Consider the following 26,288-nt stretch of genomic DNA (forward strand, 5'->3'; position numbering starts at 1 on the left):
GTTCGCGGTGACGATCACGAAGCCGTTGACGACGGATGCGTGATGCGTGATGCTTGATGCATGCGCACGACTCTCACGATCGATGACGACGTCCTCGCCGCGGCGAAGCAGTTCGCCGATGCCCGGGGAATCACCCTCGGAGAGGCGGTTTCGCAGCTAGCGCGTGCCACTCTGACTGAGCGCAGGCGCTTCGACAAGCGCAACGGCATCGTTCTGCTGCCGACCACGCCTGCGGCCGGTCGCGCTACCCTTGACGATGTCAACGCACTGCGAGACGACAACCAGTGACGCGCCACCTGCTGGATGTCAACGCGATCATCGCTCTGATCGACCCGTTGCACGTCCATCACGAACGTGCGCACGCCTGGTTCGCCGCGCGAGTGGAGCGGGACAGGGCCGATGCCTGGCACACGTGCCCGATCGTGCAGAACGGCGTCGTGCGGGTGGTCAGTCACCCGAAGTATCCGAATACTCAGCCGGTTCCTGTCGTCCTCGCGAGTCTCGCGAGCCTGACCGCGAGAGACGACCACGTCTTCCTCGCTGATTCGGTGAGCCTGCTCGACACGTCGATTCATACCGAGCGACTGCTCGCCAGCTCACAGGTCACGGACACCTACCTGCTGCACCTGGCCGCATCGCACGACGCTCTCCTGGCAACCTTCGACACCCGCCTCGTGACAGCAGCTGTGCCGGGCGGCACGGCAGTGCTGTTCCCGATACCCTGACTCCCGTTGCCCGCATCGTCGCGTTGACGCTGTCTTGAGAGGATCGCCCATGTCGTCGTCCGCCCCCGCCCTCGTTCTGGTTCATGGCGCCTGGGGGGGTGGCGGGGTCTGGCGACGCGTGGTGGCACCGTTGCGCGAGGCCGGGTTCGAGGTCCACACCGTGACCCTGACGGGCGACGGTGAGCGGGCACACCTGCGCCGACCCGACATCGATCTGCACACGCACATCGCGGACGTCATCGGCCTGGTCGAGATGGAAGAACTCGGGAACGTCGTGCTGGTCGGGCACAGCTACGGCGGCATGGTCGTCACGGGCGCCGCCGTCGAACTCCAGCAGCGGCATCCGGGGGTGCTCTCGGGCCTGGTTTACGTCGACGCGATGTTTCCGAAGCCGGGTGACGGATGGGGCGTCTCGCATTCGCCCGAGGTTGCTGCCGCGCGCCTGGCTGCCGCTGCCGAGAACGACAACGCCCTGCCGGCGCCGAATGCCGAATCGGGCTTCGACCTCAGCCCCGAGGATGCCGCGTGGCTGAACCGCCGACACGTGCCGCATCCTTTCGGAATGTACCGGCAGCCGCTCGACTACGACGAAGCCCTGCTCGAGGCAGTCCCGCGCCTGTTCATCGACTGTACGGATCCCGCCTACCCGACGATCGAGCCGGTGCGGCGCCTCGTGCGCGAAGAGCCCGGGTGGCAGGTCGTCGAGATCGCGACGGGGCATTTCCCGATGGTCACGACGCCGACCGAACTTGTCGCGCACGTGCGCGGGTTCGCCGAGTCCTTGCCCGCCTGAGCGGCAGTCCCGGCCCTCCTGAGCGGGAGTCGCTGCCCTCCTGAGCGGAAGCCGCGGTGGCGGAGCACAATAGGACCATGACCGACTCACTGCCGAGCCTCGACACCCCGTGGACGCGGCTCGACGCGGCATCCGTTGCTGACCTGCTCGCCGACACCGATGCGCGCTGGTGGCTCTCGGGTGGGAGCGCCTACGACCAGTGGCGTGGCGAGCCCCTGCGCGAGCGCGACCGCACCACGATCAGCACCGTCTACACCCAGCTCGACGACCTCGTGGGTTCGCTCCCCGAGGGGATGAGCTGCTGGGCGCGGATCGGTGACGACCTCGTTCGGTGGTCCGACCTGCCCGACGGCGCCGATATCCCGTCGGCCTGGATCTTCGACGACGCAATGGATGCCTGGGTGCTGCAGATCAACCTCGAAGACGGAACCGCCGACCGCTGGGTCTACCGGCGCGATCCTCGCCTACAGCTCCCGTGGGAGAAGGCAGTCCTCGACATCGATGACATTCCCACCGGCGCGCCCGAGGTGCAGCTGGTCTGGAAGGCACTGCGGCCCTACCCCGACGACGAAGCCGACAAGGACGTCATCCTTCCCGCGCTTCCCGAAGAGGCGCGGACCTGGTGGGAGAAGGCGATCCTGTCGATTCACCCACATTCGACGTGGTCGATCCACGTCCGCAGCCCGTTCGCACCCGCCAAAGCGAGCTGGAACCGCACCCGACGCAGCTGAAACAAAGGGGCTTGTTTTCGGTCGCGCCTAAGTGTGGGTGGTACGCCGGCGAACCCGCATCAAGGCGCGACTGAACGGATGACGGGGCTAGATCTCGGTGCCGGGCTCGACGACCGCGCCGTGGACGAGACGGCGGAACCAGCGCTGCGCCGGCGTGAGGCTCGACTCACGCCGGGTAAAGATCGCCACCGGCGTGCTCTGGCCCGGCCAGGGCAGGTCCGCGATGCGGAGCGCCGGGAACCAGCCGCAGAAGACCTCGGCAACGTGGCGCGGGAGGAACGTGACGAGGTCAGTGTCTTGCAGCACCGCAGGGAGCGTGCCGTACTCCTCGACAGTCAGTGCGACCTGCGGCATGAGTCCGTGTTCGAGAAGCAGCTGCAAGGGGTAGGTGTGCCCGCCCCGGGATGACACGCGCACGAACCCGCGGCCGTCGAACATGTCGGGACCTGGCGGGGGCAACGGATGCCGCCGCGACGTGAGCGCCACGTACTCCACAGCGCGAACCGGCGTGCGCCAGAGGCGTGCGGCATCCATCAGCGCCACGGTGATGGCGAGATCAAGGTGTCCGCGCACCAGCTCTTCCTCCACCTCGTCGGCGTCCAGCCGCTTCACCGCCAGGCGCGCAGTCGATCGCTCGCGAGCCAGTGCCGCCATGATCGGAGGCAAGAACGTTTGCTCGCCGATCGAGGTCAGCCCGAGGGAGAGCTCTCCCGTGAATGCTGATGGATCGAAGGATGCCGTCTCGCTCACCGTCGACTCGATCTGCGCGAGCGCTTCGTGCAACGGCCCGAACAGCTGGGTCGCGCGGGTCGTCGGCACCATGACGTGCCCTTCGCGCCGGAACAGATCGTCGCCGAAGCGCTCTCTCAGACGCGCGAGTGTATAGCTCACCGTGGGCTGCGTGACATGCAGGAACTCCGCGGTCGCCGTGAGGCTGCGCAGTTCGTAGAGCACCACAAAAGTGCGCAGTTGATTCAAATCCGGGATGGTCATGCATCGACTCCGTCTATGGAGAGGGACTCCGGAATCTATTGGACCACACTGAAGCCTCGACTTACCCTCGAAACAAGCATCCGCTCGCGACAGCGCCACTCCAGTGACTGCGCCAATCCAGTGACAAGGACGACACTCGGTGATCATCGACATCCACGGCCACTACACGACCGCCCCCTCGCAGCTGGGCGCGTGGCGTGACCTGCAGATCGCCTTCGCGAACGGTCAGGGCGAGGCTCCCGACCCCGCAGCGTTGCACATCAGCGACGACGACATCCGCGAGACGATCGAGGCCAACCAGCTGAAGCTCATGAACGAGCGCGGCTCCGACCTCACGATCTTCAGCCCGCGGGCATCCTTCATGGCCCACCACATCGGCGACCTCGCGGTCAGCCAGACCTGGGCCCGTATCTGCAACGACCTCGTTGCGCGGGTCAGCGAACTGTTCCCCGACCGGTTCATCATGGGCGCGATGCTCCCCCAGTCGCCGGGCGAAGATCCCGCCACCTCTCTGCCGGAGCTCGTGCGCGCCGTCGAAGAGCTCGGAGCTGTCGAGATCAACCTCAACCCCGACCCCTCCGGTGGGCTGTGGACCGCCCCGGCGCTCACCGACCGCTCGTGGTACCCCATCTACGAGAAGCTCGTCGAGTACGAGATCCCCGCGATGATCCACGTGAGCACCTCGTGCAAGCCGCAGTTCCACACCACCGGCGACCACTACCTCGGCGCCGACACCACGGCCTTCATGCAGTTGCTCAAGGGTGACCTTTTCCGCGACTTCCCTGACCTGAAGTTCGTCATCCCGCACGGCGGCGGTGCCGTTCCCTATCACTGGGGCCGTTTCCGGGGCCTGGCGATGGCGCTCGGCAAGCCCGAGCTCGAAGACCACCTGCTGAACAACGTGTTCTTCGACACCTGCGTCTACCACCAGCCTGGCATCAACCTCCTGACCGAGGTCATCCCGACCGAGAACATCCTGTTCGCCAGCGAAATGATCGGCGCCGTGCGAGACATCGACCCGCGCACCGGTCACTACTTCGACGACACCAAGCGCTACGTCGACGCGACCCCGAACCTGACGGATGCCGAACGAGAACTCGTCTTCGAGGGCAACGCCCGCCGGGTCTACCCGCGGCTGGACCGGGCGCTGACGGCCCAAGGTAAGTGAGAGGACCATCATGCGACTGAACAACCTCGGCATCGTCCGCACGAAGATCGACCGGCCCGACCCGGCAGATGTCGCGCGCCTCTCGCAGTTCGGCGTGGCGACAATCCACGAGGCGATGGGCCGCGTCGGACTGCTGCGCCCCTACATCCGTCCCGCCTACACCGGTGCGAAGCTCTGCGGTCCCGCGGTCACCGTGCTGCTCCAGCCCGGCGACAACTGGATGTTCCACGTTGCTGCCGAGCAGGTGCAGGAGGGTGACGTGATCGTCGCCGGCTGCACCACCGAGAGTGAGGACGGCTTCTTCGGCGAGCTCCTGGCGACCTCCCTCACCGCCCGCGGCTGCAAGGGCCTGGTCATCGACGGGGGTGTGCGCGATGTCGCCGACCTCGAAAAGATGAACTTTCCCGTCTTCTCCCGCGCGATCAACTCCAAGGGCACCGTGAAGGCGACCCTCGGCTCGGTCAACGTCGATGTCGTGGTGGCGAATGCCCTGGTACACCCGGGCGATGTCGTCGTGGCGGATGTCGACGGCGTCGTGGTCGTCCCCCGTGAGCTCGTCGGCGCGGTGGCCGACGCCAGCCAGAAGCGCGAAGACAACGAAGAGGCCAAGCGCCAGAAGTTCCGCGAGGGCGTTCTGGGCCTCGACATCTACGGCATGCGCGAGCCGCTTGCCGCCGCCGGCCTCGAGTACGTGGAGGACTGACGATGGCCCACGGTGACACGAGCGGAGGGTTCGAGAAGACCCCCGGGTGGCTCGACTGGTACGACGGACCCTCGACGCCGACCTTCCAGGTGCCTGCGGGCGCCGTCGACGCGCACTGCCACGTCTTCGGGCCGGGCGAGCAGTTCCCCTACGCGCCCGAGCGCAAGTACACACCCTGCGATGCGTCGGCCGACCAGCTCTTCGCGCTGCGCGACCAGCTCGGCTTTGATCGGAATGTCATTGTGCAGGCCACCTGCCATGGGGCCGACAACCGAGCTCTCGTCGACGCGCTCGAGCGCAGTGGGGGGCGCGCCCGCGGTGTGGCCACCGTGCGCCGCGACGTCACCGCCGAGCAGCTCGCCGAGCTGCACGCGGCGGGGGTACGCGGGGTGCGCTTCAACTTCGTCAAGCGACTTGTCGATCGTGTGCCGACCGATTCGCTGGACGAGATCGTCACGAAGATCGCCCCGCTGGGCTGGCACGTGGTGATCTACTTCGAGGCCGAGGACCTTCCCGACCTCTACGATTTCTTCTCCGCCATCCCCACCGACGTCGTCGTGGACCACATGGGCCGCCCCGACGTCAGCAAGGATCCGGACGGTCCCGAGTTCGGACTGTTCCTGCGCTTCATGCGCGAGAACCCGAACGTGTGGACCAAGGTGTCATGCCCTGAGCGCCTGAGCATCACCGGGCCTCGAGCTCTCGACGGTGAACAGCACGCCTACACCGACGTCGTGCCGTTTGCCCGACGCGTGGTCGAGGAGTTCCCCGACCGCGTGCTGTGGGGAACCGATTGGCCCCACCCCAACCTCAAGGGCCACATGCCCGATGACGGGTTGCTGGTCGACTACATCCCCCAGATCGCTACGACCCCCGAGCTGCAGCACAAGCTGCTGGTCGAGAACCCGCGGCGACTCTACTGGCCAGAAGGAGACTGACCATGGCACTGGACAAGCCCTACAAGAACGTCCCCGGCACGATCATTTTCGACGCCGAGCAAGCCCGCAAGGGCTACCAGATCAACCAGCTCTGCATGTCGTTCATGAAGCCCGAGAATCGCGAGCGTTACCTCGCCGACCGTGAGGCCTACCTCGACGAATGGCAGCTGACCCCCAAGGCGCGGCAGGCGATTCTCGACCTCGACCTGAACTCGGCCATGGAAGAGGGTGGCAACATCTACTTCCTCGCCAAGCTCGGCGCGACCCACGGCCTGAGCTTCCAGCAGATGGCCGGCTCGATGACCGGCATGAGCGAGGCCGCCTACCGCGACATGATGATCGGCGGTGGCCGTCGTCCCGAGGGCAATCGCATGAAGGACCTCGACGGCTGGACGCCGCCGCAGCCCGGCGAGAAGGCCGAGACGATGCGGCCGGATGCTCCCGCCAAGCTCACCTCGGCGCTGTACACCTCGCACGTACCGGCGATCGGCGCAGCGATGGACCTCGGCAAGACCGAAGAGCCGTACTGGAAGAAGGTCTTCGACGGCTACACCTGGACGCGGAAGTGGGCAAAGGAGAACACGCCGGATGTCGTCATCCTGGTCTACAACGACCACGCGACGGCTTTCGACTCCTCGCTGATTCCGACGTTCGTGCTCGGTACGGGCGCTGAGTACCCGGTTGCCGACGAGGGCTACGGCCCGCGCCCGGTGCCGGATGTCAAGGGATACCCCGAGTTCGCTGCTCACCTGGCACAGTCGGTCATCCAGGATGACTTCGACCTGACCCTCGTGAACGAGATGGTCGTCGACCACGGACTCACGGTGCCGCTGTCGCTCGTGTACGGTCAGGTCGAGGAGTGGCCGGTCAAGGTCATCCCGCTCGCGGTCAACGTCGTGCAGTACCCGGTGCCCTCGGGCCGCCGCTGCTACGAGCTCGGCAAGGCGCTGCGTCGCGCTATCGACAAGTGGGACGGCCCCGAGCTGAACGTGCAGATCTGGGGCACCGGCGGCATGAGCCACCAGCTGCAGGGCCCCCGCGCCGGTCTCATCAACCAGGAGTGGGACAACGCGTTCCTCGACATGTTGATCTCCGACCCGCTGGGCCTTACCGAATGGCCGCACATCGACTACGTCGACGAGGCCGGCTCCGAAGGCATCGAGCTGGTCATGTGGCTCATCGCCCGCGGCGCGATGGACGACCAGTTCGGTGGCGGCGCGCCCGAGGTGAACCACCGGTTCTACCACGTGCCCGCCTCCAACACGGCGGTCGGTCACCTCGTCATCACCAACCCCGTCGCAGCCTCCGCCGAAGCTGCCCAGGCCGAAGATGAGAAAGTGCCCGTCGGCGCGACTGCCTGACTATAGACCCGCTCCGTGGGGATCGATCGCGCGGTCCCCACGGAGCGCACCACGTTCGAAGAAGGAGTGCGAATGAGCAGTGACAAGGTCCGGATCGCCGTGGTGGGTGCCGCAGGCGCCTTCGGCATGAAGCACCTCGATGGCCTGACGAACATCGCCGACGCTGAGGTGACCGTCGTCAGCGGCACCAAGCCCGAGGCCACGCAGGCCGTCGCCGAGAAGTACGGGGTTCCGGCCGCCGTCGTCGGCTACGACGCCGTCCTCGAGCGCGACGACGTGGATGCTGTCATCCTCGCCACACCCACCGGGATGCACGCGTCGCAGACGCAGGCTGCGCTCGCCGCAGGTAAGCACGTGCAGGTTGAGATCCCGCTGGCCGACTCGCTCGCGGATGCCGAAGCCACGCTCGCCGCTGCCGAGGCCTCCGATCGCGTCACCATGGTGGGACACACTCGCCGCTTCAACCCGTCGCACCAGTGGATCCATCAGCGCATCCAGAGTGACCAGTTGCACATCCAGCAAATGGATGTGCAGACCTACTTCTTCCGTCGCACCAACACGAACGCAAAGGGCGAGCCGCGCTCGTGGACCGACCACTTGCTGTGGCACCATGCCGCCCACACCGTCGACCTGTTCGCGTACCAGGCGGGGCGCATCGTCCAGGCCAACGCGATGCAGGGTCCCATCCACCCGCAGCTCGGGATCGCGATGGACATGTCGATCCAGCTCAAGGCCGAGACAGGTGCGATCTGCACCCTCTCGCTCTCGTTCAACAACGAGGGTCCGTTCGGCACCTTCTTCCGCTACATCGGCGACACCGGCACCTACATCGCCCGCTACGACGACCTCGTGAACGGCAAAGAAGAGCCGATAGATGTCTCACAGGTCGCGGTCAGCATGAACGGCATCGAACTGCAGGACCGCGAGTTCGTGGCTGCAATCCGCGAGGGACGCGAACCCAACTCGTCGGTGCGGCAGGTCTTCGACTGCTATCGCGTGCTCGGGATGCTGGAGGAGCAGCTCGCATGAAGCTGCCCCGCTACGGGCTCGGGTGCATGTCACTCAGCCACGCGTACGGGGTGGCGCCGCAGCCGGACGAGGGGCTGCGGTTGCTGCAGACCGCGCTCGACGAGGGCGTCACGTTCTTCGACACCGCCACCTTGTACGGGGGCGGGCGCAACGAGGAGTTGGTCGGCAAGGCCATTGCGGGTCGACGGGACGAGATCATCCTTGCCAGCAAAGGCGGGATGGCGATCGTCGATGGTGCTCGCGTGATCGACGGTCGCCCGGAGACACTCCGTGCGCAGGTGGATGCGTCGCTTCGCCGCCTGGGCGTCGATCACATCGACCTGTACTACCTGCACCGTTGGGACAAGTCGGTGCCGATCGCCGACAGCGTCGCCGCACTCGCTGAAGCCATGGACGCCGGCAAGATCGGAGCCATCGGACTGTCAGAGGTCTCGGTGGCACGACTTCGGGAAGCCCAGCAGGTCGCGCCCATCGCCGCGGTGCAAAACGAGTACTCCCTGTGGAGCCGCAATGCGGAGCTCGGCATGCTCGAGGCGACGAAGGCCGACGGCGTCGCGCTGGTCGCGTTCTCGCCGGTCGCGCGCGGGTTCCTTGCCGATGCCATCCACGATCCCGACGAGCTCGTGGCGAAAGACATCCGTCGCGGGATGCCGCGGTTCCAGTCGCCGCACTGGGAAGCCAATGCAGCGCTGCTGCCGGCATGGCGCGCCCTCGCTGCTGAGGCAGGGGTCAGCCCGGCCCAGCTCGCGCTCGCGTGGCTGTCGTCTCGAGGTGAGCACGTCGTGCCGATTCCCGGAACGACCAACATCGATCACCTGCGCGAAATCATCGCCGCCGAGCAGCTCGAAGTCGCGCCCGACATCCTGGAGCACGCGGGGCGCCTCATCGACACGGCAACGGTGTCGGGTCCCCGGTACCCGGCGAACAACGCTGTCGAGGTGGATGCCGAGACCTTCGAGGATGCCGCGTGAAGGCGATCTCATCGATGGCGACGCGGCTGCTGCTCGCCGACCTCATGGCGGCCGCAGACGCCGAAGGACTCGGGCACGTTGCGGTCGAGTCCGTCGGCGGGGTCGACGCCGCTGAGCGTGTCGCGTCGGGCGAGGAGTTCGACCTCGTCTTCCTCGCCGACGGTGCGCTCGCGAAGCTCGCCGCCGGCGGACACGTCGTGCCGGATACCGTCTCTCCCCTCGTGCTGTCGCAAGTGGCAGTCGGCATTCCGTCGCATTCTGGCGCCCCGGCGGCCGCGGTCTCCGATGCCGCGTTCCCGGACGCTGAGGGTGGCCGCGAGGCCATCCGAGCAGCGACCAGGATCGGATACTCGACCGGCCCGAGTGGCACCGCGCTGGTGTCGATGATTGAGGACTGGGGCCTGAGCGCGGAGGTCGGCGACCGCCTGGTACAGGCGAGGCCCGGCATCCCCGTCGCGCGTCTTCTTGCCGATGGCGAGGTCGACCTCGGCTTTCAGCAGCTGAGTGAGCTTGTGGGCAGCCCGGGTGTCACGGTGCTGGGAGTTCTGCCACAGGACTGCGCGATCGACACCGTGTTCTCGGGCGCGGTCGCCACGACGTCGTCGGACCCGGGGGACGCTGCTGCAATCCTCGCCTTCCTGCGCACCGGCGCTGCCCAGGACATCGCGCGCTCGCACCACTTCGCTCCGCCGCCCGCGCCGTAGCGCGCTGGCCGCGTCTACGCGGCCAGGCGCCGCATGCCGATGCCGACGCCGACGCCGACGCGCGAGGTCGGCAACTCCTCAATCCAGCATGCTCGCGCGGTGGACCCAGGCCTCTGTGTCCTGTTTCGGGTCGAAGCGTGCGGAGTTGGCTACGGTGCGACGAGTCCTGCGGAACCCATGATCTTCTCGGGCCGCAGCTCAATGGCCACCCGGCGCGGATTGGGCTGCGGCTGCCGGTACCGCGCCGCATAGAGATCCACGGCGCGCGCGACGGCATCTGGGTCCCGGGATACCGTCGCGTGCCCCGCGATGCTCAGCCACTGGGGACCAGCAATCTGCGCGACTGTCGCGCGCCCATCCCGTTCGATATTGCGCACCTTCTGGCTGCCGTCCATCGTGATGATCCGCACCAGGCCATCCGCGAAGGTGAAGCCGACAGCGACCACGTGAAGCAGGCCCGAGGGTGCGAGGGTCGACAGCGTCGCGAGGTGATAGTCCGTGACGAAGCGCAGCCCGTCCGAGGTGAGAGCCGTGGTCATGCCCTCGATCCTGCCGCACCAGCGTCGACAGTGGGCGCTGCGTCGTGTGAAACTCTGAGCACCATGCCTCCGACTCCCGACGAGCTTCGCGACTTCGTGCTCTTGCGCCGCGTCCGGGACCGCATCGATCGCGAGTACGCCGCGCCCCTGGACGTCGAGGAACTCGCACGTGGCGCGCACATGTCAGCGGGGCACCTGAGCCGAAAGTTCAAGGCAGCCTTCGGTGAGAGTCCGTATTCCTACCTCATGACCCGCCGGATCGAACGAGCCATGCCACTGCTGCGACGGGGTGACCTGAGCGTCACGGAGGTGTCGCTCGCCGTGGGGTGCGCGTCGCTCGGTACCTTCAGCACTCGGTTCACCGAGCTCGTCGGCATGCCGCCGAGTGTCTATCGTGCACGCGCCGAGCACGACGCGGCGGGTCTGCTTCCCTGTGTCGCGAAGCAGGTCACGCGGCCGATTCGCCGCTGACCGCGGCATCCTGGCGCTGCAGTGCACGCAGCGCCAGGAATGTCACCCACTTCGACGGTTCACCCGGTTCGACATCCAGCGGGAACCACACAGCGCCCTCGAGTTTCTCGCCCTGGAGCCATCTACCGTCGGGCTGGCATGCTGCGCGGACCCGTTCGACGGTGTCGACGATGCGAGCGCCGGGGCGGATGCCGTCGTGCGCTGCGGCCTCGGTGAAGTAGTCGACGGCCTTGAGGGCCGTATGCGGGTGGCGATACGGGTACATCAGCAGATCCGCCCACGGTCCCACCGGTTCGCCCGTCGACAGACGGTAGCGCAGGCGCCGCTCGAGCAGATACTCCTCCCCGCGATGACGGACCGCCGTCAGGGTGTCATCGCCCGTGAGCTGCTCATACGCCAGGATGCCGCGCACCGCGTTGATCGTGGAGTGGAACGACGATCGCGTCGACCCCTCGACCCATTCGCAGTTCCACCCGCCATCGGGCAGCGTCTTGCGCTGGATCACAGTGGGCCCGGCCGGCCAGCCCGACACCGCGATCGTGCTGCATCCGCCGGCCGCCACCCCGGGACTGACCGACCAGGAGCGCACGACGCTGCTCGAGCTGATCACGAAGGGCTCGTACTTTGGGATCAACCTCGCAGCCCGCGACCTCGACGCAACCTTTGCGGCACTCGAGGCTGCCGGCGCCGAGATCGTGCAGGAGCCGATCGATCAGGACTACGGCGTGCGGGACTGCGCGGTGCGCGACCCCGCCGGCAACCTCATCCGCATTCAGCAGCTCACCGACTGACGCGCCGCACTCCCGGGCCCCGGCTCACGCGAAGGCTGCTTCGACAGCCGCCTCGATGTGCAGGCGGGCCGTCGGAAAGACGGGTACCGGGCAGTCGTCCCCTGTCACGAGCAGTTCGATCTCGGTGCAGCCCAGGATGATTCCCTCCGCGCCCTCGGCGACCAGATCCTCGATGATCCGCCGGTACGCGGCGCGCGACCCATCACTGACGATGCCCATCGCGAGCTCGTCGAAGATCACGCGGTGCACCAGCTCGCGGTCCTTATCCCCCGGGATCACGACATCCAGGCCATGCTCGGCGAGGCGCTCCCGATAGAAGGACTGCTCCATCGTGAACGCCGTCCCGAGGAGCCCGACCCGCGACAATCCAGCCGCCTGGACGGCAGCTGCCGCGGCATCCGCGATGTGCAGCAGCGGAACGTCGATCGCCGCGGAGACCTCGGGCGCGACCTTGTGCATCGTGTTGGTGCAGATGAGCACCATGTCGGCGCCGGCATCCTGCAAACCACGGGCGTGGGTCGCGAGCAGGTCGGCAGCATCGTCCCACCGGTCCTCGCGCTGCATCCGGCCGATCTCGGCGAAGTCGAGGGAGTCCAGCAGGATCTTCGCTGAGTGCAGCCCGCCCATCCGGTCGCGCACAGTCTGGTTCGCGATGCGGTAATACTCCGCCGTGGATTCCCAGCTCATGCCGCCCAGCAGCCCGATCGTTCTCATGTTTCAACGAGACCACTGCGTGATACCTCAGCACAACGACATACTTGTATGGAGAAACCAAAGCAGCGCTAATGAATGAGGATCGATGGAGCCGCACGAGCCGCACGCAGATCTCGACGCGCCGCGGGCACTGCCGGCCCTCGACCCCCGCAGCATCCTGATCTTCCGCGAGGTCGGACGCACCGGATCGCTGACAGGCGCTGCACAGGTTCTCGGCTGGACCCAGCCCGCGGTGAGCCAGCACGTGAGGCGCCTCGAGGCTGCGGCCGGCGTTCCGCTCTTGGCGCGCGAGGGGCGCGGGGTCGTGGTGACGGATGCCGGGCGCGCCCTGTTGCGCCATGCCGACGCGCTCGCTGCAGCTCTGCACGACGCTGAGCACGAGCTCGCCGACCACGCGCACCTGCGCGCAGGCCGCGTGCGGATCGCATCCTTCCCGTCGGCCAGCGCGACCATCGCGGCGCGTGCCGTCAGCGACCTGGCCGAGAGATTCCCGGGGATCGACCTGCGGCTCGAGCAACTCGAACCACCCGAGGCTCTTCGCGCGCTCGAAGAGGGGGCGTGCGACATCGCGATCGTGTTCGAGTACGACGATGGGCACGTGTCAGTGCCGGCTGACGCTGACCGCACGCCGTTGGCGGTCGATCCGCTGCAGATCGTCCTTCCCCCCGGGCATCCGTTGACGGCACGAGCAGAGATCCGCCTCGACGACCTTGCCGACGAGCAGTGGGTCACTGGATGCATCAGCTGCCGCCGACACCTGCTGACCTCCACCTCAGCCGCAGGGTTCACTCCCGACATCCGTCACAGCACCGATGACTACGTCGTCGTCCAGGCGCTGGTCGCGACGCGCATGGCTGTTGCCGTGCTGCCGTCCCTCGCACTGCGTGCGAGCCGGAACCCCGACGTGACGGTCCATCCCCTCGCTGACCACGCCCCGCGTCGGGTCTCGGCGATCACGCGGCGCAGTGCCCGGTCAGTGCCGTCAGTCGCAGCAGCGCTCGCCGCGATTCAGCGGGCAGCACAGGCTTTCGACGCGCCGTGACTTTCGGCATCCGCCCCGCACCGTGCCCGGGCGGCGGAAGAATGGGCGCATGGATGCCGCACCGCGCCCGCTGACCGAGATGCCCGACCCGCAGTACGTGATGGTGGGCGAGGGGTACCGCATCGCCACCTACTCGTGGGGAGACCCTGACGCCGAGACTGTCCTCGCTGTCCATGGATTTTCGTCGAGCTGCCGCGACAACTGGGTGAACACGGGCTGGGTGCGCGACCTCACCCGCGCTGGCTTTCGCGTTCTCGGTGTCGACCAGCGCGGGCATGGCGCGAGCGACAAACCGCACGACCGTCGCGCCTACGAGATGCGGGCGTTCATCGACGATCTCGCGACAGTGCTTGATACGTACCTGATCGACTCCGCGCGGTATCTCGGTTACTCCCTCGGTGCGCGGGTCGGATGGCAGCTTGCCGTCGACCGTCCGCAGCTGGTGACCCGCGCTGTCCTCGGCGGCATCCCCGACGGCACGCCGCTGGCCCGGCTCCAGCTCGACCAGGCGAAGGCCTACGTTGCCGACGGCACGCCGGTCACCGACACGGTGACCAACAACTACGTGACCCTCGCCGAGCGGGTGCCGGGCAACGATCTGTCAGCACTCGTGGCGCTCGCCGAGGGTATGCGTTTCGGCGAGGCGGGCGACCCCGATCCCGCCCGGCCGCCCCAGCAGCCGGTACTCTTCGCCACCGGCAGCGAGGACGCGATCCTGCCGCGATCCCGGCGTCTCGCCGACGCGACCCCCAACGGTACGTTCGTCGAGATCCCCGGCCGCCACCACTTCAATACGCCTGGTTCCCGCGACTTCCGCGCCGCCGGCCTGGAGTTCTTCGCCGCCGCCGACTGACAGCATCCGTCATCCGTCATCCGTCATCCGGCTGGCGCCTTGTCGCAACGGCGCATGGGGGGTGCGACTTGCCGGGTGATGGATGCCGGGGCGCGGCGTGTCGGTGAAAGTGTGCGCCGTTGCGACCGCCGGCCGCCACCGGATCATGTGCCGTTGCGACCGCCCGGTGCCGGTGGGTGATTGACTAAGCGCGTGAGCGAGCTTCTCGCGCGGTGGCGGATGATCCCCTTCGAGCACGAAGGGGTGCGCCACGACGTCTACTACCGGGGCGAGGGGCCGGGAGTCATCCTGGTACCTGAGCTGCCCGGTGCCACCCCCGAGGTGATCGCTCTGGGCGAGCGCCTGGTTGCTGCGGGCTTTCGGGTTGCGATGCCGTCGGTGATCGGTACGCCTGAGCGTCCCATCAGCGGCGGGTACATCGCGGGCTCGGCGCTTCGTATGTGCGTCTCGCGGGAGTTCGCGGCCTTCGCCCGCCGCGCCGACCGGCCGATCGCGCGCTATCTGCGGGCACTGGCCCGTCAGTTGCACGCGGAATGCGGCGGACCCGGCGTGGGTGTGATCGGCATGTGCTTCTCGGGCGGCTTCGCGCTTGCCGCTGCCGCCGACGAGAGCGTGCTGGCCCCGGTGCTTTCGCAGCCGGCGATGCCGCCTCCCATCGGAGCAGGCCGGGCCGCCACCGGGCTGAGCGTCATCGAGGAGGTGGCAGTCACCCGCCGCGCCGCAGACGGCCTGTGTGCCCTCGGGCTTCGATTCACGCAGGACCGCAGCGTGCCGCCGGAGCGCTTCGCCGCCTTCGAGCGTCTGCTCGGCGAGGGCTGGCGCGCCTTCGAGATCGACTCGTCGCCGGGTAATCCCGACGGTATCCCCGCGAACGCGCACTCCGTACTGACGGATGCCTCGGCCGAGGTCCCCGGCCACCCGACCTATCGGGCCAACGAGCTGCTGGTCGACTTTCTGCGCGAGCGCCTGGCTGGTTGAGCCGCCGAGTCAGATCGTGAGGTCGATGCTTCCCTCGTGGGGACCGCCGCACTGCTCGGATCCGCCGACGCGCACCCACTCCGGCGAGATCGTCGACTCGACCAGGAGTGCTTCATCGGCTCCGAATGCGCGAACGGTGACCGATTCTGGGGTCGACATCCCGAGGTCAAAGCTCCAGGTGCTGCCGTCCCGGTCGACGTAGTACCAGAGGTCGGCCATGTCAGCCGCGGTGTCGCCGGGACCCCTGGCGCACGTCTCACCGTCACAGATCGCGAGCGAGGTCACCGACGCGGAATCGCCGTACACGTTTACGGTCACGTGGTTGATCCATCCGACCGCGGGACACGCTTGTGACCACAGGGGACCGCCGCCGCATCCACCGAGCGCGAGCGTGACAGCCGCGGCGGTTCCCACGAGCGCACTTCGCCGCCCCACTGTCGTTCCCATCGGATGCCTCACGCGCCGGATTGTAGCTCCGGCACCTGGCGCGCATCCGTGAACGAGCCAGCATGCGCTCGCGGGCTGGTTCGGCGAGATCGGGCTTGTTCGCGGTCCCGGACCGGCGGTCAGGTGGTTGCGCCCGGGCGGCGCATCGGAACGTGCGGGATGTCGTCCTCCGAGAACGGCGGGCCCGAGATCTCGAACCCGAAGCGGCCGTACCAGTCGGCGAGCTGGGATTGCGCGTCGAGCACGATCGGGAGGCCGGGTGCCCGCTCTTCGCATCGGGCGACGGCGCGACGCATGAGCTCTGCCGCGATCCCGCGCCCGCGGGCTGCGGCATCCGTTGCCACGCGTCCGATACGCATCTGCGCCGGGTCGCGCAGAATCCGCAGTGTTGACAACACCTCGTCGCCGTCGGCCGCCCACATGAGCTCTGCGCCCGGCTCGATGTCGCGGCCGTCGAGCTCCGGGTAGGCCGCGCGCTGCTCGACCACGAACACGCGAAGCCGAAGCCACAGCATCCGGTAGAGCGTCTCGGACGGGATGTCCGCGGCGGCGGCGCGGTGGTAGGTGACGGGCATGGCCATACCCTAGAGCCTTCCGCAGGCTGCTTCAGGGTCCGAGCGTCGGCGGTCGATGGCAGCATGGATGCATGCAGCAGCGCCCCCTCGGAAGAACCGGCCGTCTCGTCTCAGCGATCGGCCTCGGTACGTGGCAGCTCGGAGCGGACTGGGGCGCGGTCGACGAGAACGACGCGCTGGCGGTGCTCGCGGCATCCGCCGATGCCGGCGTGACCCTCTTCGACACGGCGGATGTGTACGGCGATGGCAGGTCGGAGAAGCTGATCGGACGGTTCCTCGCCGAGCGACCCGATCACGGCATCACCGTCGCGACGAAGATGGGCCGGCGCGTCGACCAGTTGCGCGAGAACTACACCGAAGAAGCGTTCCGGGGCTGGACGGAGCGTTCCCGCGAGAACCTCGGTGTCGAAACGCTCGACCTGGTGCAGCTGCACTGCCCACCGACCGAGGTCATTGCCGCCGACGACCTCTTCGATGCGCTCGACAGGCTCGTCGAAGACGGTCTCATCGGTGCTTACGGCGTCTCTGTGGAGACGTGCGAGCAGGCGCTCGCCGCGATCGCGCGCCCGGGCGTGACCAACGTGCAGATCATTCTCAATCCGTTCCGACTCAAGCCGATCGACGAGGTGCTCCCGGCGGCGGAAGCGGCACAGGTTGCGATCTTCGCGCGGGTGCCGCTGGCATCCGGCCTGCTCTCGGGCAAGTACACGACAGCCACGACGTTCGCGAGTGATGACCATCGCTCGTACAACCGTCACGGCGAGGCGTTCGATCGCGGCGAGACGTTCTCGGGCGTCGACTTCGAGGTCGGGATCGCCGCGGCATCCGAGTTGGCGGCCGCACTGCCCGCGGGAGTCTCGCTCCCCGCCGCGAGCCTGGCCTGGATCGCCGCGCAACCCGGTGTCACCTCCGTGATCCCGGGCGCACGGACGCCGCAGCAGGCCGAAGCCAATGCCGCAGCGGGGGCACTGCTCGAGCCCGGCGCCTTCGACCTCGACGCATTCGACGCGGCAGTACATGCCGTCTATGACCGTCACCTGCGCGAAGCGATCCACCCCCTCTGGTGACTCTGCGCCGCCGTCGGCGCGGGTCGCGGGTGTGACCGCGAAGCTCAGGCCCGCCGAGAAGGCCCGCATCGACGAATAGACTTGAGTGTTGTGACCAGCGCTGCACCCCTCCGCACCCTCGAGGTGAGGCATCTTCAGCTGGCGCGAGCCTTCTTCGCCGCGCTGGCAGCGGTCATGATCACGTTCTCCCCCGATCACTCGGCGGCGGTCGGCCTTGCCGTGTTCAGCGGCTTCGCGATCGCGACGGGTCTGGTCTGGTTTGCGGCCGTGTGGCTGATCTTCCCGAAGGGCGACCGGTGGGCAGCGGTGCTCCTCGGCATCCTCGCCCTCCTCGCGGGAATGGCGACCGGGATGCCGGGGCTTCGCACCGACACGATGTTCTTCGTCGTCGTCATTGCCTGGGCTGTGCTCAGCGGCATCGTCGAGCTGGTCGCGGGAATCCGGGCCCGACGGATGACGCACTTGCCGCGTTCGCAGAGCCGTGATGCCATCACGATCGGCGCCATCGGCATCCTGCTCGGTCTCGGCCTCCTGGCCGTTCCGGTGCAGTACGCCCTGACCTACACGATCGAAGAAGCGGGACAAACCTTCACCCTGACCGGAATCACGATCGCCGTCGGCATATTCGGGGGCTACGCGGCGATCGTCGCCGTCTACCTCGGTATCGCCGCGTTCTCGCCGCGCCAGACGGATGCAGAGGCTATCGAGCCCATCGCCGAGGCACCGGCGGAGAGGAAGCCATGACCGACAAGCCCACGCGCCGGGAGATCATGCGCCCCGTACAGCTTCTCGGTCTGGCTTTCGCCGCGGCCCTGTTCGCGGGAATCGTGACGCTCGTGTCGATGGGGTTCTTCCAGCAGATCCCCGCCGAGGATGTGCAGAACGCTCTGGTCGTTGCGCTTATCGTCGCCGGAGTGACCTTCGTGGTCACCCTCGTCGCGCTCGCACTCCTGCTGCTGGCGATCGACCCCGCGCAGGTGACCAAGACCATCGATCGGCCCGTGCTGCTGGACGAGGAGCCTGACGGCGACGCCGCGTCGGCGACCACGCCCGAGGACCGTGAGGCCGGAGGCTCCTCAGCACCGACCGCCTAACGCGCGGTCGGGGCTCAGTCGATCTCGGAGACGAGCTCCGACGCGAGACCCGTGTACGTCGCGGGGGTGAGCGCGAGTAGGCGCTCCTTCGCGGCATCTCCGATGTCGAGACCCCGCACGAATTCCGCGAGTTCGGCAGCTCCGACCCGGCGCCCCCGGGTGAGGTCCTTCAGCAGCGCATAGGGGTCGCTGATCTGCGAGCGTCCCGCGACGATCTCGGCGCGCACCACGGTCTGGATCGCCTCGGCCAGCACCTCCCAGTTGCCGTCGAGGTCGGCATCCAGCGCGGCTTGCGCGAGCGAGATCTCGGTGAGCCCCCGGGCGAGGTTGTCGAGCGCGAGAAGGGAGTGGCCCAGGGCGACGCCGATGTTGCGCTGCGTCGTCGAGTCGGTGAGATCCCGCTGCAGGCGCGAGGTCACGAGTGTCTGCGCAAGGGTGGCCAGCAGCCCACCCGAGATTTCGAGGTTAGCTTCGGCGTTCTCGAAGCGGATCGGGTTGATCTTGTGCGGCATGGTCGACGAGCCCGTGGCGCCCGCAACGGGGATCTGCGAGAAGTACCCCAGCGAGATATACGTCCACACGTCGGTCGCGAGGTTGTGCAGGATGCCGCCCGCGTGCCGGATCCGGTCGTAGAGCTCGACCTGCCAGTCGTGTGACTCGATTTGGGTCGTAAGCACGTTGAACCCGATCCCGAGCGACTCGATGAACTCCCGCGAGAGAGCAGGCCAGTCGGTGTCGGGCTCTGCGGCGAGGTGGGCTGACCAGGTTCCGGTGGCGCCCGAGAACTTCGCGAGGAACTCGGATGCCGCAATCTGCCGCTCGACGCGCTCGAGCCGCCACACGAAGACGGCAAGTTCCTTGCCCATCGTGGTCGGGGTCGCCGGCTGCCCGTGGGTGCGTGAGAGCATCGGGGCATCCCGGTGGTCGTGGGCGAGCGCCGCGAGCCGGTCGATCACGACGCGGAGTCGGGGCAGCCAGACCTGGGTGACGGCGCGCTGCACCGTGAGGGCGTACGAGGCCGAGTTGATGTCTTCGCTCGTGCAGGCGAAGTGCGTGAGTTCGGCGATGTGCTCGAGCCCGAGCTCGGCGAGCCGGTCGCGCACGAGGTACTCGACGGCCTTCACGTCGTGGCGAGTCACTGCCTCTTTCTCGGCCAGCCATGCGATCTCGTCGGCGCCGAAGCCGCGGTACAGGGCGCGGAGGCGCTCCTTCTGTGCCTCATCGAGCGGTGCCGTGCCGAAGAGCGAGCGGTCGGTGAGGGCGATCAGCCACTCGACCTCGACCTCGACGCGAGCCCGGTTGAGGCCGGACTCCGAGAGGTAGTCGCTCAGGGGTGCCACCGCGGTGCGGTACCGCCCGTCGAGGGGACTCAGCGGCTGCTCGCCGAACGAGATGGCGTCGTGCTCACGGGGCAGGGAGGTCACGGTACTCCTGTCGGATCTGCGGTCCGGGCTCCCGATACGCCGGGCGATGATCGCCTCAGGGCGCGGGGCGAAGCGCCGGCTCCAGCTGGCGGAAGAGTGCGCGGCTGGCGCTCTCGATCATACCGAGCACCTCGTCGAACATCGCTTCGTCGGCGTAGTAGGGGTCGGGCACGTCGAGGGTTTGGGCTGCAGCGTCGAAGGACATCAGCAGGGCGATCTTGTCAGCATCCGCGTCGGAGTGTGCCCAACCCCGCAGGATCCGCTCGTGACTGCGATCGAGTGCCAGCACGAGGTCGCTGCGGTCGAAGTCTGCCCTGCCGAACTGGCGTGCTCGATGGCGGGCGCCGTCGTACCCGCGCCGCGCGAGCGCCTCGATGGTACGTTCGTCGGCGCGCTCGCCGACATGCCAGTCTCCGGTGCCGGCGCTGGTGGAGAGCACACGGTCGCCGACGCCCGCGCTGTCGGCCAGGGCGCGGAACACGACCTCGGCCATGGGAGACCGGCAGATATTGCCGGTACAGACGAAGACGACGCGAAACGGCTCGACGGCGTTCGCAGTCATGCGTTCATTCATACCCCTCCTGCCCGGCGAGCGCATCAGTTCGTCGTCTCCTCCCCGGTTTCGCGGGAGGCCGAACCGTCGACAATACGTCACGGATGCCGCCTCCCGCGCCCCGAGGGTCGGGACCGTGGAGGAATGGATGAGCTGTGGGCATCACCGGCGGCAGGCGTCGTGCAGGCACAGCTCGCGGCACTCGCATCGTGGGCTGACGACCTCGCTGCCGACGCGGAGGCGATCGCGCGGGTCGGCGGGTGGGAGACAGCGGCAGTCGCGGAGTTCCAGATCGAGATGGCGAACCTCGTTGCAGCGTTGCGGGGGCTGCGAGAGCGCGCCCTCGATCTGCGCGCCGATGTCCGCGCGCAATCTCCGTGGCCCGTCGTGGGTGGGTACCCCGGCTTCGGTCTGGCTGGAGCCGGGGCGTGAGCGATCTCGAGATCCGCAGCGGCGGTGCGATCGCTGTGGACACCGAGCAGCTGCGAGCGGTGGCCTGGCGGCTGCGGGAGTTCGGCATCCGTCTGGGCGAGTTCGCGGACCGGGCGCGCTGGGTGGCGACGGATGCCGAGGCAACCGCGTCCGGGTTCGGCGTTGATCTCGAGGCACGGTGGCTGGCGAGCGGTGCGGAGCGGGTTGCGGAGCAGCCGGCCGCGCTCGCTGCAGCGCTCGACGGGCTTGCTGCGGCGTATGAGCTCATCGAACTGCGGGTGCAGCAGGCAGCTGCGACGGCTGCTGGTGACACCGACGCGGCGAGAGCTATCGAATCCCGGATGGCGGTCCTGCAGCAGGACCATCCGGATGCTGCGCGTGCCGCCGATACCGCGGTGTATGACTGGCGGGGGGATGGACCGATCGAGATGGCCCGCCAGGTGGCCGCTGCCACGTGGTGGATTCCCGGCATGGCACTTCCCCTCGCTGTGGGTGCCGGCGTGCTCTGGAGTGGTGTCGCGCTCGCAGGACTCGGTCGAATGTCGCGGCCACCAGGATCGACGGGCCCTCCGGCGGCGGATGCGGCAGCTACCGGGACACCGACCCCTGGCACAGGGCACCGCGGTGGGACGCGGCACCCTGTGCCAGGTGGCCCGGCGACTTCCGTGCCACCCGCACCGACCGTCGTGCGCGCGGTAGCCCCGGCGGCAGTATCTGGGCCCGTGACGGGCTTGGCGGATGCCGCCCGCCGCGTGCCCGGGGCCGCTGAAGCCCGGATCCGCGTCGAGCGCTACGCGATGCCTGGCGGCGGGTCGCAGGCAGCGGTCTATATCGCCGGCACGCAGGCCGTCTCGGGCGGTTCGGGCGACCCGTTCGATATGCGCTCGAACCTCGAGCTGTACCGCGGTGAGCGTTCGGCATCCCTCGAGTCTGTCGAACTTGCCCTCCGTGAGGCGGGAGTCGATCCGGGTGAGCCGGTTCACGTGTTCGGGCACTCGCAGGGAGCGATGCTCGCTTCGGCTCTTGCGCTCGAAGGCACCTACGACGTGCAGACCCTGATCACGTACGGCTCACCCGTCGAAGCTGCAGTCCCCGACGGCGTGCTCAGTGTCGGCATCCGTCACACCGACGATCCCGTCGCGGGACTCGCCGGCGGCGGTCATGCCGAGACGGTGGGCGCACCGGGCAGTTTCGTTGCCGAGCGCGTGGCCGACCCGGTCGGGGGTGTACAGGACCTCACCCTGGCCGCGCACGGCATCGAGCGCTACGCCGAAACGGCGGCGATGGTGGATGCCTCAAGCGACCCGCGCGCCGCAGCACTGCGAGATCTGTGGAGCACGCTCGGCTCGGCCGAACGCGTCACCGTCACCGAATACGCCGCGAGTCGCGGCAGCGGCTAACCGTCAGCGGTCAGTCGTTGTTGCGGCGGGGCCGAAGGAGGATGCCGATGAACCAGTTGATGACCGAGATCAGAAGGGCAGCGACCACGCCCCACCAGAAGTCCTCGACCCGCAGACCCCAGTTCCACCACTGCGTGAACCAGGCAGTCAGCCACAGCAGGAAACCGTTGATCACGAGGGAGATGAGCCCCAGCGTCAGGATGTAGATCGGGAATGCAAGCACCTTGATCACCGTGCCGATGATCGTGTTCACGAGCGCGAAGATGAGCGCCACGAGCAGCAGCGTCAGCACGAGCTGCAGCGTCTCACCCGGGGCGAACGGAATCACGGTGACCCCGAGCGCGGGAATCAGGGTGACGATCCAGATCGACAAGGCATTCACGACGATGCGGACGAGAAAGCTCATGTCCGCAGTCTTTCACGAGGGCGCAGACGGGTAACAGCCCGGTCGCACACTCACCCCGGTCCTAAAATCGCAGAATGACCGACCCCGACCCGATCCCCGTTCGCGTCCGCCCCGCGATCGCGGCCCTGCCGCCCTACAAACAGGGTCGGCAGGCGGCTCCCGACGCATTCAAGCTCTCGAGCAATGAGAATCCCTACGATCCGCTTCCGGGCGTCATCGACGCGATGCGTGCGGTGACCGGGGTCAACCGCTACCCCGACGCGAGCGCGGCGCGGCTGCGCGACCGACTCGCCGCCGACTATGGCGTGAGCCCCGACGCCGTGCACATCGGCGCCGGAAGCGTCTCGCTCATCGCGCAACTCATCGCGGCGACCGCCGGACCCGGCGACGAGATTGTCTACGCGTGGCGGTCGTTCGAGGCCTACCCCTCCCTCGTTGAGGTGGCGGGCGCGACATCCGTGCGCATTCCGCTCACCCCGGATGCGGGCCACGATCTGGCAGCGATGGCGGATGCCGTCACCGACCGCACCCGCATGATCCTGGTGTGCAGCCCCAACAATCCGACCGGGCCCGTTGTCACCCAGTCCGCCTTCGACGACTTCGTCACACGTGTCCCCCGCGACGTACTGATCGTGCTCGACGAGGCGTACGCGGAGTTCGTGACGGCGCCGGATGCCGTCGATGGAGTCCGCGTCCTTCAGGCCGGGCATCCGAATGTCGTCGTGCTGCGCACCTTCTCGAAGGCGTATGGCCTCGCGGGACTTCGCGTGGGCTACGGGATCGGTCATCCGCGGGTGCTGGATGCCGCGCGCAGCACCGCCATCCCGCTGTCTGTCACCGCCCACGCCGAAGAGGCTGCCCTCGCTAGCCTTGACGCGCGCGCCGAGCTGCTCGAGCGCGTCGCCGAGATCACCGAGCGCCGCGACGCGCTCGCGGCTGGCCTGCGTGAGCAGGGATGGCGCGTCCCCGAAGCCCAAGGAAACTTCGTGTGGCTCGCCACCGGACCCGACACGCTGGCGGTGGCTGATGCCTTCCACGACGGCGGAATCGTCGTCCGACCGTTTGCGGGCGAGGGGGTACGCATATCCGTCGGAGAGCATGAGTCTGTGGACAGAGTGCTACGGATCGCGGGTTCCGTTGTAGAGGACCTCCCGGAAGGGCACCCCGCACGCGGGTAGCGTAGGGACCGTGACCCAGCCAGAAGAACCTGAGCTTGTCCGCATCCTTGCCGCTGACGGCTCCCTCGCGCCCAATCCGGCAGCGGAGCCCTACCTCGATCTCGTGAACGGGCTCGCCGACTCTGACCTCGAGACGCTGTACCGCGACATGGTCGTGATCCGCGCGATCGACCGGCAGGCGACGAACCTCCAGCGCCAGGGTCAGCTTGCCCTGTGGCCACCGAGTCTCGGGCAGGAGGCGGCGCAGGTCGGCTCGGCTCGCGCGGCACGGTCGCAGGATCACCTCTTCCCCTCCTACCGCGAGCACGTCGTCACCCGCATCCGCGGCGTCGATCCGATCGGCATCATCAAGCTGATGCGCGGACTCTCGCACGGCGGATGGGACCCGACAGACCCCGCAAACGGCAACACCCACATCTACACGCTCGTCCTCGGCGCCCAGACCCTTCACGCGACGGGCTACGGCATGGGGCTGGTCTTCGACGGACGCTGTGGCACCGGGGACCTCGAGCGCGACGAAGCCGTCATCGTGTACTACGGCGACGGCGCCTCCAGCCAGGGCGATGTGCACGAGGCGATGGTCTTCGCAGCCAGCTACCGCACACCCGAAGTCTTCTTCCTGCAGAACAACCAGTGGGCGATTTCGGTACCCGTCGCAACCCAGTCCCGGACGCCGCTCGTGCGGCGCGGCGAGGGCTACGGGATGCCGAGCATCCGCATCGACGGCAACGATGTGCTCGCCAGCTACGCCGTCACACGGCGTGCGCTCGACGAGGCGCGGAGCGGCGAGGGGCCCCGAGCGATCGAGGCGATGACCTACCGCGTTGGGGCCCACACCACGAGCGATGACCCCACGAAGTACCGCACCTCCGAGGAGGAGCAGTCGTGGGCACAGCGTGACCCGATCGCTCGGATGCGCGCCTTCCTGGAGAATCGCGGTGCCCCCTTCACCCTCTTCGACGAGGTGGATGCCGAGGCCGCCGCTGCCGCCGACGATCTGCGCGTGCGCACGAATGAGCTCGGCGGGCTAGAACGCGACTCGATGTTCGCTCACGTGTACACCGACCCGCATCCGCTGATGGACGAGCAACGCCGCTGGCTTGCCGAGTACGAGGCATCCTTCGAGGGAGGCACCCGATGACCACCGTCTCGACCTCCACTAACCAGGCGGCCGCTGCGACGGCGGCTCCGGTCTCCGGACCCATGCCGCTCGGGCGAGCGCTGAATGCCGGCATGCGACAGGCTCTGGCCACGAACGACCGCGTCCTGCTCATGGGTGAAGACATCGGCCGGCTCGGCGGTGTGTTCCGGGTGACCGAGGGTCTGCAGGCAGAGTTCGGCGAGCGCCGTGTACTCGACACGCCCCTGGCCGAGTCCGGCATCGTCGGCACGGCCATCGGGCTGGCGCTTGCTGGATTCCGTCCCGTGTGCGAGATCCAGTTCGACGGGTTCGTGTTCCCCGCGTTCGATCAGATCACCTCGCAGCTGGCAAAGATGACCAACCGCCTCGAGGGCGCGGTGTCGATGCCCGTCGTCATCCGTATCCCCTACGGCGGGCACATCGGCGCGATCGAGCACCACCAGGAAAGCCCCGAGGCGTACTTCACGCACACGCCGGGCCTGCGGGTCGTGAGCCCGGCCACCGCTGGAGATGCGTACTGGATGATCCAGGAGGCGATCGCCTCGAACGATCCAGTGATCTTCCTCGAGCCCAAGAGTGCCTACTGGCACAAGGGTGAGGTGGACACTACTGCCCCGGCGCTGCCGCTGCACGCCTCTCGCGTCGTTCGGCGCGGCACTGACGTCACCCTCGTCGGCCACGGGGCGATGGTCGGCACCTTGCTGCAGGCAGCGGCACTCGCCGAGTCCGAGGGGACCAGCTGCGAGGTTATCGACCTGCGCTCGCTCTCGCCGGTTGACTACGGTCCGATCCTCGACTCCGTCCGCCGCACGGGACGCATGGTCTACGCGCAGGAGGCTCCCGGATTCACGAGCCTCGGCAGCGAGATCGCCGCGACCGTGACCGAGCGCGCGTTCTTCTCACTCGAGGCGCCGGTACTGCGGGTGTCGGCGTTCGATACCCCGTTCCCGCCCGCCAAGCTCGAGGGTACGTACCTCCCGGATGCCGACCGCATCCTCGAAGCCGTCGACCGCGCCCTCGCTTACTGACACCCCATGGCGCTAACTCCTGCAATTTCAGCGCGGACA

At 67.9% G+C, this 26,288-nt stretch carries 32 protein-coding genes and 1 pseudogene; 24 read left to right on the forward strand and 9 right to left on the reverse strand.

The features are described from left to right. Positions 1-60: 60 nt before the first annotated feature. The 4 genes from ACQVDU_RS13675 (at position 61) to ACQVDU_RS13690 (ending at position 2,249) form a co-directional block, all read left to right on the forward strand. Positions 61-288, forward strand: a complete 228-nt coding sequence (locus ACQVDU_RS13675) for a hypothetical protein (protein WP_228179416.1) — start codon at positions 61-63, stop codon at positions 286-288. Continuing rightward, entirely contained in the window at positions 285-725 is a 441-nt protein-coding gene (locus tag ACQVDU_RS13680) for a TA system VapC family ribonuclease toxin (protein WP_443477419.1), read from the forward strand. Before ACQVDU_RS13675 ends, ACQVDU_RS13680 begins: the two co-directional genes overlap by 4 nt. Positions 726-774: 49 nt before the next feature. Beyond that, positions 775-1,518: an alpha/beta fold hydrolase gene (locus tag ACQVDU_RS13685; RefSeq protein ID WP_443477420.1), complete on the forward strand. Its 744-nt coding sequence runs from the start codon at positions 775-777 to the stop codon at positions 1,516-1,518. Positions 1,519-1,595: 77 nt separating this feature from the next. Further along, positions 1,596-2,249, forward strand: a complete 654-nt coding sequence (locus ACQVDU_RS13690; RefSeq protein ID WP_443477421.1) for a hypothetical protein — start codon at positions 1,596-1,598, stop codon at positions 2,247-2,249. 87 nt (positions 2,250-2,336) lie between these two features. On the opposite strand, the gene ACQVDU_RS13695 is transcribed toward ACQVDU_RS13690, so the two are convergent. Continuing rightward, positions 2,337-3,242, reverse strand: coding sequence for a LysR family transcriptional regulator (locus ACQVDU_RS13695; protein ID WP_292708715.1), 906 nt, complete (start codon positions 3,240-3,242; stop codon positions 2,337-2,339). A 139-nt stretch (positions 3,243-3,381) separates the two neighbouring features. On the opposite strand from ACQVDU_RS13695, the gene ACQVDU_RS13700 reads away from it, so the two are divergent. The 7 genes from ACQVDU_RS13700 to ACQVDU_RS13730 all read left to right on the forward strand — a co-directional run bounded on the left by ACQVDU_RS13700 (position 3,382) and on the right by ACQVDU_RS13730 (position 10,116). Beyond that, positions 3,382-4,410 carry an amidohydrolase family protein gene (locus ACQVDU_RS13700; protein WP_331792402.1) on the forward strand — a complete coding sequence of 343 codons (1,029 nt, stop codon included), beginning with the start codon at positions 3,382-3,384 and terminating at the stop codon, positions 4,408-4,410. A gap of 10 nt (positions 4,411-4,420) precedes the next feature. Next, the gene (gene ligK, locus ACQVDU_RS13705) at positions 4,421-5,113 is read left to right on the forward strand and encodes a 4-carboxy-4-hydroxy-2-oxoadipate aldolase/oxaloacetate decarboxylase (RefSeq protein ID WP_292708719.1); all 693 of its coding nucleotides are present in this window, start codon (positions 4,421-4,423) and stop codon (positions 5,111-5,113) included. Positions 5,114-5,115: 2 nt separating this feature from the next. Continuing rightward, positions 5,116-6,051 carry an amidohydrolase family protein gene (locus ACQVDU_RS13710; protein WP_443477422.1) on the forward strand — a complete coding sequence of 312 codons (936 nt, stop codon included), beginning with the start codon at positions 5,116-5,118 and terminating at the stop codon, positions 6,049-6,051. Between the two features lie 2 nt (positions 6,052-6,053). Then, positions 6,054-7,412 (forward strand): protocatechuate 4,5-dioxygenase subunit alpha/beta, encoded by a 1,359-nt coding sequence (locus ACQVDU_RS13715; RefSeq protein ID WP_443477423.1) that lies wholly within the window; start codon positions 6,054-6,056, stop codon positions 7,410-7,412. Positions 7,413-7,484: 72 nt separating this feature from the next. Beyond that, complete coding sequence (locus tag ACQVDU_RS13720) at positions 7,485-8,441, forward strand: Gfo/Idh/MocA family oxidoreductase (RefSeq protein WP_443477424.1); 957 nt, start codon at positions 7,485-7,487, stop codon at positions 8,439-8,441. Next, entirely contained in the window at positions 8,438-9,412 is a 975-nt protein-coding gene (locus ACQVDU_RS13725; protein WP_443477425.1) for an aldo/keto reductase, read from the forward strand. The genes ACQVDU_RS13720 and ACQVDU_RS13725 overlap by 4 nt, the downstream gene beginning before the upstream one ends. After that, complete coding sequence (locus tag ACQVDU_RS13730; RefSeq protein WP_443477426.1) at positions 9,409-10,116, forward strand: substrate-binding domain-containing protein; 708 nt, start codon at positions 9,409-9,411, stop codon at positions 10,114-10,116. The genes ACQVDU_RS13725 and ACQVDU_RS13730 overlap by 4 nt, the downstream gene beginning before the upstream one ends. 149 nt (positions 10,117-10,265) lie before the next feature. Here ACQVDU_RS13730 and ACQVDU_RS13735 read toward each other — a convergent pair whose 3' ends face one another. After that, on the reverse strand, positions 10,266-10,655 hold the full coding sequence (locus tag ACQVDU_RS13735; RefSeq protein WP_443477427.1) for a TIGR03618 family F420-dependent PPOX class oxidoreductase: 390 nt from the start codon (positions 10,653-10,655) through the stop codon (positions 10,266-10,268). A gap of 63 nt (positions 10,656-10,718) precedes the next feature. On the opposite strand from ACQVDU_RS13735, the gene ACQVDU_RS13740 reads away from it, so the two are divergent. Beyond that, on the forward strand, positions 10,719-11,126 hold the full coding sequence (locus ACQVDU_RS13740; RefSeq protein WP_443477428.1) for a helix-turn-helix transcriptional regulator: 408 nt from the start codon (positions 10,719-10,721) through the stop codon (positions 11,124-11,126). Here the strand turns inward: ACQVDU_RS13740 and ACQVDU_RS13745 are convergent. After that, positions 11,104-11,631: a hypothetical protein gene (locus ACQVDU_RS13745; protein WP_443477429.1), complete on the reverse strand. Its 528-nt coding sequence runs from the start codon at positions 11,629-11,631 to the stop codon at positions 11,104-11,106. The genes ACQVDU_RS13740 and ACQVDU_RS13745 overlap by 23 nt on opposite strands. Here ACQVDU_RS13745 and ACQVDU_RS13750 point away from each other — a divergent pair. Next, positions 11,618-11,917 (forward strand): annotated as a pseudogene (locus ACQVDU_RS13750) (VOC family protein); the annotation flags it as partial. The gene ACQVDU_RS13745 and the pseudogene ACQVDU_RS13750 overlap by 14 nt on opposite strands. 24 nt (positions 11,918-11,941) lie before the next feature. On the opposite strand, the gene ACQVDU_RS13755 reads toward ACQVDU_RS13750, so the two are convergent. After that, complete coding sequence (locus ACQVDU_RS13755; RefSeq protein WP_443477430.1) at positions 11,942-12,631, reverse strand: aspartate/glutamate racemase family protein; 690 nt, start codon at positions 12,629-12,631, stop codon at positions 11,942-11,944. An 85-nt stretch (positions 12,632-12,716) separates the two neighbouring features. Between ACQVDU_RS13755 and ACQVDU_RS13760 the strand changes: the two genes are divergently transcribed. The 3 genes from ACQVDU_RS13760 (at position 12,717) to ACQVDU_RS13770 (ending at position 15,504) form a co-directional block, all read left to right on the forward strand. Next, entirely contained in the window at positions 12,717-13,673 is a 957-nt protein-coding gene (locus ACQVDU_RS13760; protein WP_443477431.1) for a LysR family transcriptional regulator, read from the forward strand. Positions 13,674-13,722: 49 nt separating this feature from the next. After that, on the forward strand, positions 13,723-14,526 hold the full coding sequence (locus ACQVDU_RS13765) for an alpha/beta fold hydrolase (protein ID WP_443477432.1): 804 nt from the start codon (positions 13,723-13,725) through the stop codon (positions 14,524-14,526). 192 nt (positions 14,527-14,718) lie between these two features. Next, positions 14,719-15,504, forward strand: a complete 786-nt coding sequence (locus ACQVDU_RS13770; protein ID WP_443477433.1) for a dienelactone hydrolase family protein — start codon at positions 14,719-14,721, stop codon at positions 15,502-15,504. Between the two features lie 9 nt (positions 15,505-15,513). On the opposite strand, the gene ACQVDU_RS13775 is transcribed toward ACQVDU_RS13770, so the two are convergent. Together ACQVDU_RS13775 and ACQVDU_RS13780 are read right to left on the reverse strand one after the other, a co-directional pair. Continuing rightward, positions 15,514-15,963: a hypothetical protein gene (locus ACQVDU_RS13775; protein ID WP_443477434.1), complete on the reverse strand. Its 450-nt coding sequence runs from the start codon at positions 15,961-15,963 to the stop codon at positions 15,514-15,516. A gap of 107 nt (positions 15,964-16,070) precedes the next feature. Continuing rightward, on the reverse strand, positions 16,071-16,526 hold the full coding sequence (locus ACQVDU_RS13780) for a GNAT family N-acetyltransferase (protein WP_443477435.1): 456 nt from the start codon (positions 16,524-16,526) through the stop codon (positions 16,071-16,073). 71 nt (positions 16,527-16,597) lie between these two features. On the opposite strand from ACQVDU_RS13780, the gene ACQVDU_RS13785 reads away from it, so the two are divergent. The 3 genes from ACQVDU_RS13785 to ACQVDU_RS13795 all read left to right on the forward strand — a co-directional run bounded on the left by ACQVDU_RS13785 (position 16,598) and on the right by ACQVDU_RS13795 (position 18,687). Continuing rightward, positions 16,598-17,593, forward strand: coding sequence for an aldo/keto reductase (locus tag ACQVDU_RS13785; RefSeq protein WP_443477436.1), 996 nt, complete (start codon positions 16,598-16,600; stop codon positions 17,591-17,593). Positions 17,594-17,683: 90 nt separating this feature from the next. Further along, positions 17,684-18,337 carry an acyl-CoA synthetase gene (locus ACQVDU_RS13790; RefSeq protein WP_443477437.1) on the forward strand — a complete coding sequence of 218 codons (654 nt, stop codon included), beginning with the start codon at positions 17,684-17,686 and terminating at the stop codon, positions 18,335-18,337. Beyond that, complete coding sequence (locus tag ACQVDU_RS13795; protein ID WP_443477438.1) at positions 18,334-18,687, forward strand: amino acid transporter; 354 nt, start codon at positions 18,334-18,336, stop codon at positions 18,685-18,687. The genes ACQVDU_RS13790 and ACQVDU_RS13795 overlap by 4 nt, the downstream gene beginning before the upstream one ends. A 14-nt stretch (positions 18,688-18,701) precedes the next feature. On the opposite strand, the gene purB is transcribed toward ACQVDU_RS13795, so the two are convergent. Further along, complete coding sequence (gene purB, locus ACQVDU_RS13800) at positions 18,702-20,111, reverse strand: adenylosuccinate lyase (protein WP_363497795.1); 1,410 nt, start codon at positions 20,109-20,111, stop codon at positions 18,702-18,704. 55 nt (positions 20,112-20,166) lie between these two features. Beyond that, positions 20,167-20,673: a low molecular weight protein-tyrosine-phosphatase gene (locus tag ACQVDU_RS13805; protein WP_300590964.1), complete on the reverse strand. Its 507-nt coding sequence runs from the start codon at positions 20,671-20,673 to the stop codon at positions 20,167-20,169. Between the two features lie 135 nt (positions 20,674-20,808). On the opposite strand from ACQVDU_RS13805, the gene ACQVDU_RS13810 reads away from it, so the two are divergent. Then, complete coding sequence (locus ACQVDU_RS13810) at positions 20,809-21,096, forward strand: hypothetical protein (protein WP_300590965.1); 288 nt, start codon at positions 20,809-20,811, stop codon at positions 21,094-21,096. After that, positions 21,093-22,496, forward strand: coding sequence for a hypothetical protein (locus tag ACQVDU_RS13815; protein ID WP_443477439.1), 1,404 nt, complete (start codon positions 21,093-21,095; stop codon positions 22,494-22,496). Before ACQVDU_RS13810 ends, ACQVDU_RS13815 begins: the two co-directional genes overlap by 4 nt. 10 nt (positions 22,497-22,506) lie before the next feature. On the opposite strand, the gene ACQVDU_RS13820 is transcribed toward ACQVDU_RS13815, so the two are convergent. Continuing rightward, a complete protein-coding gene (locus ACQVDU_RS13820; RefSeq protein WP_443477440.1) occupies positions 22,507-22,902 on the reverse strand; it encodes a phage holin family protein in 396 nt (131 codons plus the stop codon). A 74-nt stretch (positions 22,903-22,976) separates the two neighbouring features. Here ACQVDU_RS13820 and ACQVDU_RS13825 point away from each other — a divergent pair, with 74 nt between their 5' ends. From ACQVDU_RS13825 to ACQVDU_RS13835, 3 genes are all read left to right on the forward strand, one after another. Continuing rightward, complete coding sequence (locus tag ACQVDU_RS13825; RefSeq protein ID WP_443477441.1) at positions 22,977-24,080, forward strand: histidinol-phosphate transaminase; 1,104 nt, start codon at positions 22,977-22,979, stop codon at positions 24,078-24,080. Positions 24,081-24,090: 10 nt separating this feature from the next. Beyond that, positions 24,091-25,221: a thiamine pyrophosphate-dependent enzyme gene (locus ACQVDU_RS13830; protein WP_300593882.1), complete on the forward strand. Its 1,131-nt coding sequence runs from the start codon at positions 24,091-24,093 to the stop codon at positions 25,219-25,221. 62 nt (positions 25,222-25,283) lie between these two features. Beyond that, positions 25,284-26,249 carry an alpha-ketoacid dehydrogenase subunit beta gene (locus ACQVDU_RS13835; protein WP_443477480.1) on the forward strand — a complete coding sequence of 322 codons (966 nt, stop codon included), beginning with the start codon at positions 25,284-25,286 and terminating at the stop codon, positions 26,247-26,249. The last annotated feature ends 39 nt before the right edge of the window (positions 26,250-26,288 follow it).

The sequence above is a fragment of the Microbacterium sp. F2 genome, assembly GCF_052274505.1.
GTDB lineage: Bacteria > Actinomycetota > Actinomycetes > Actinomycetales > Microbacteriaceae > Microbacterium.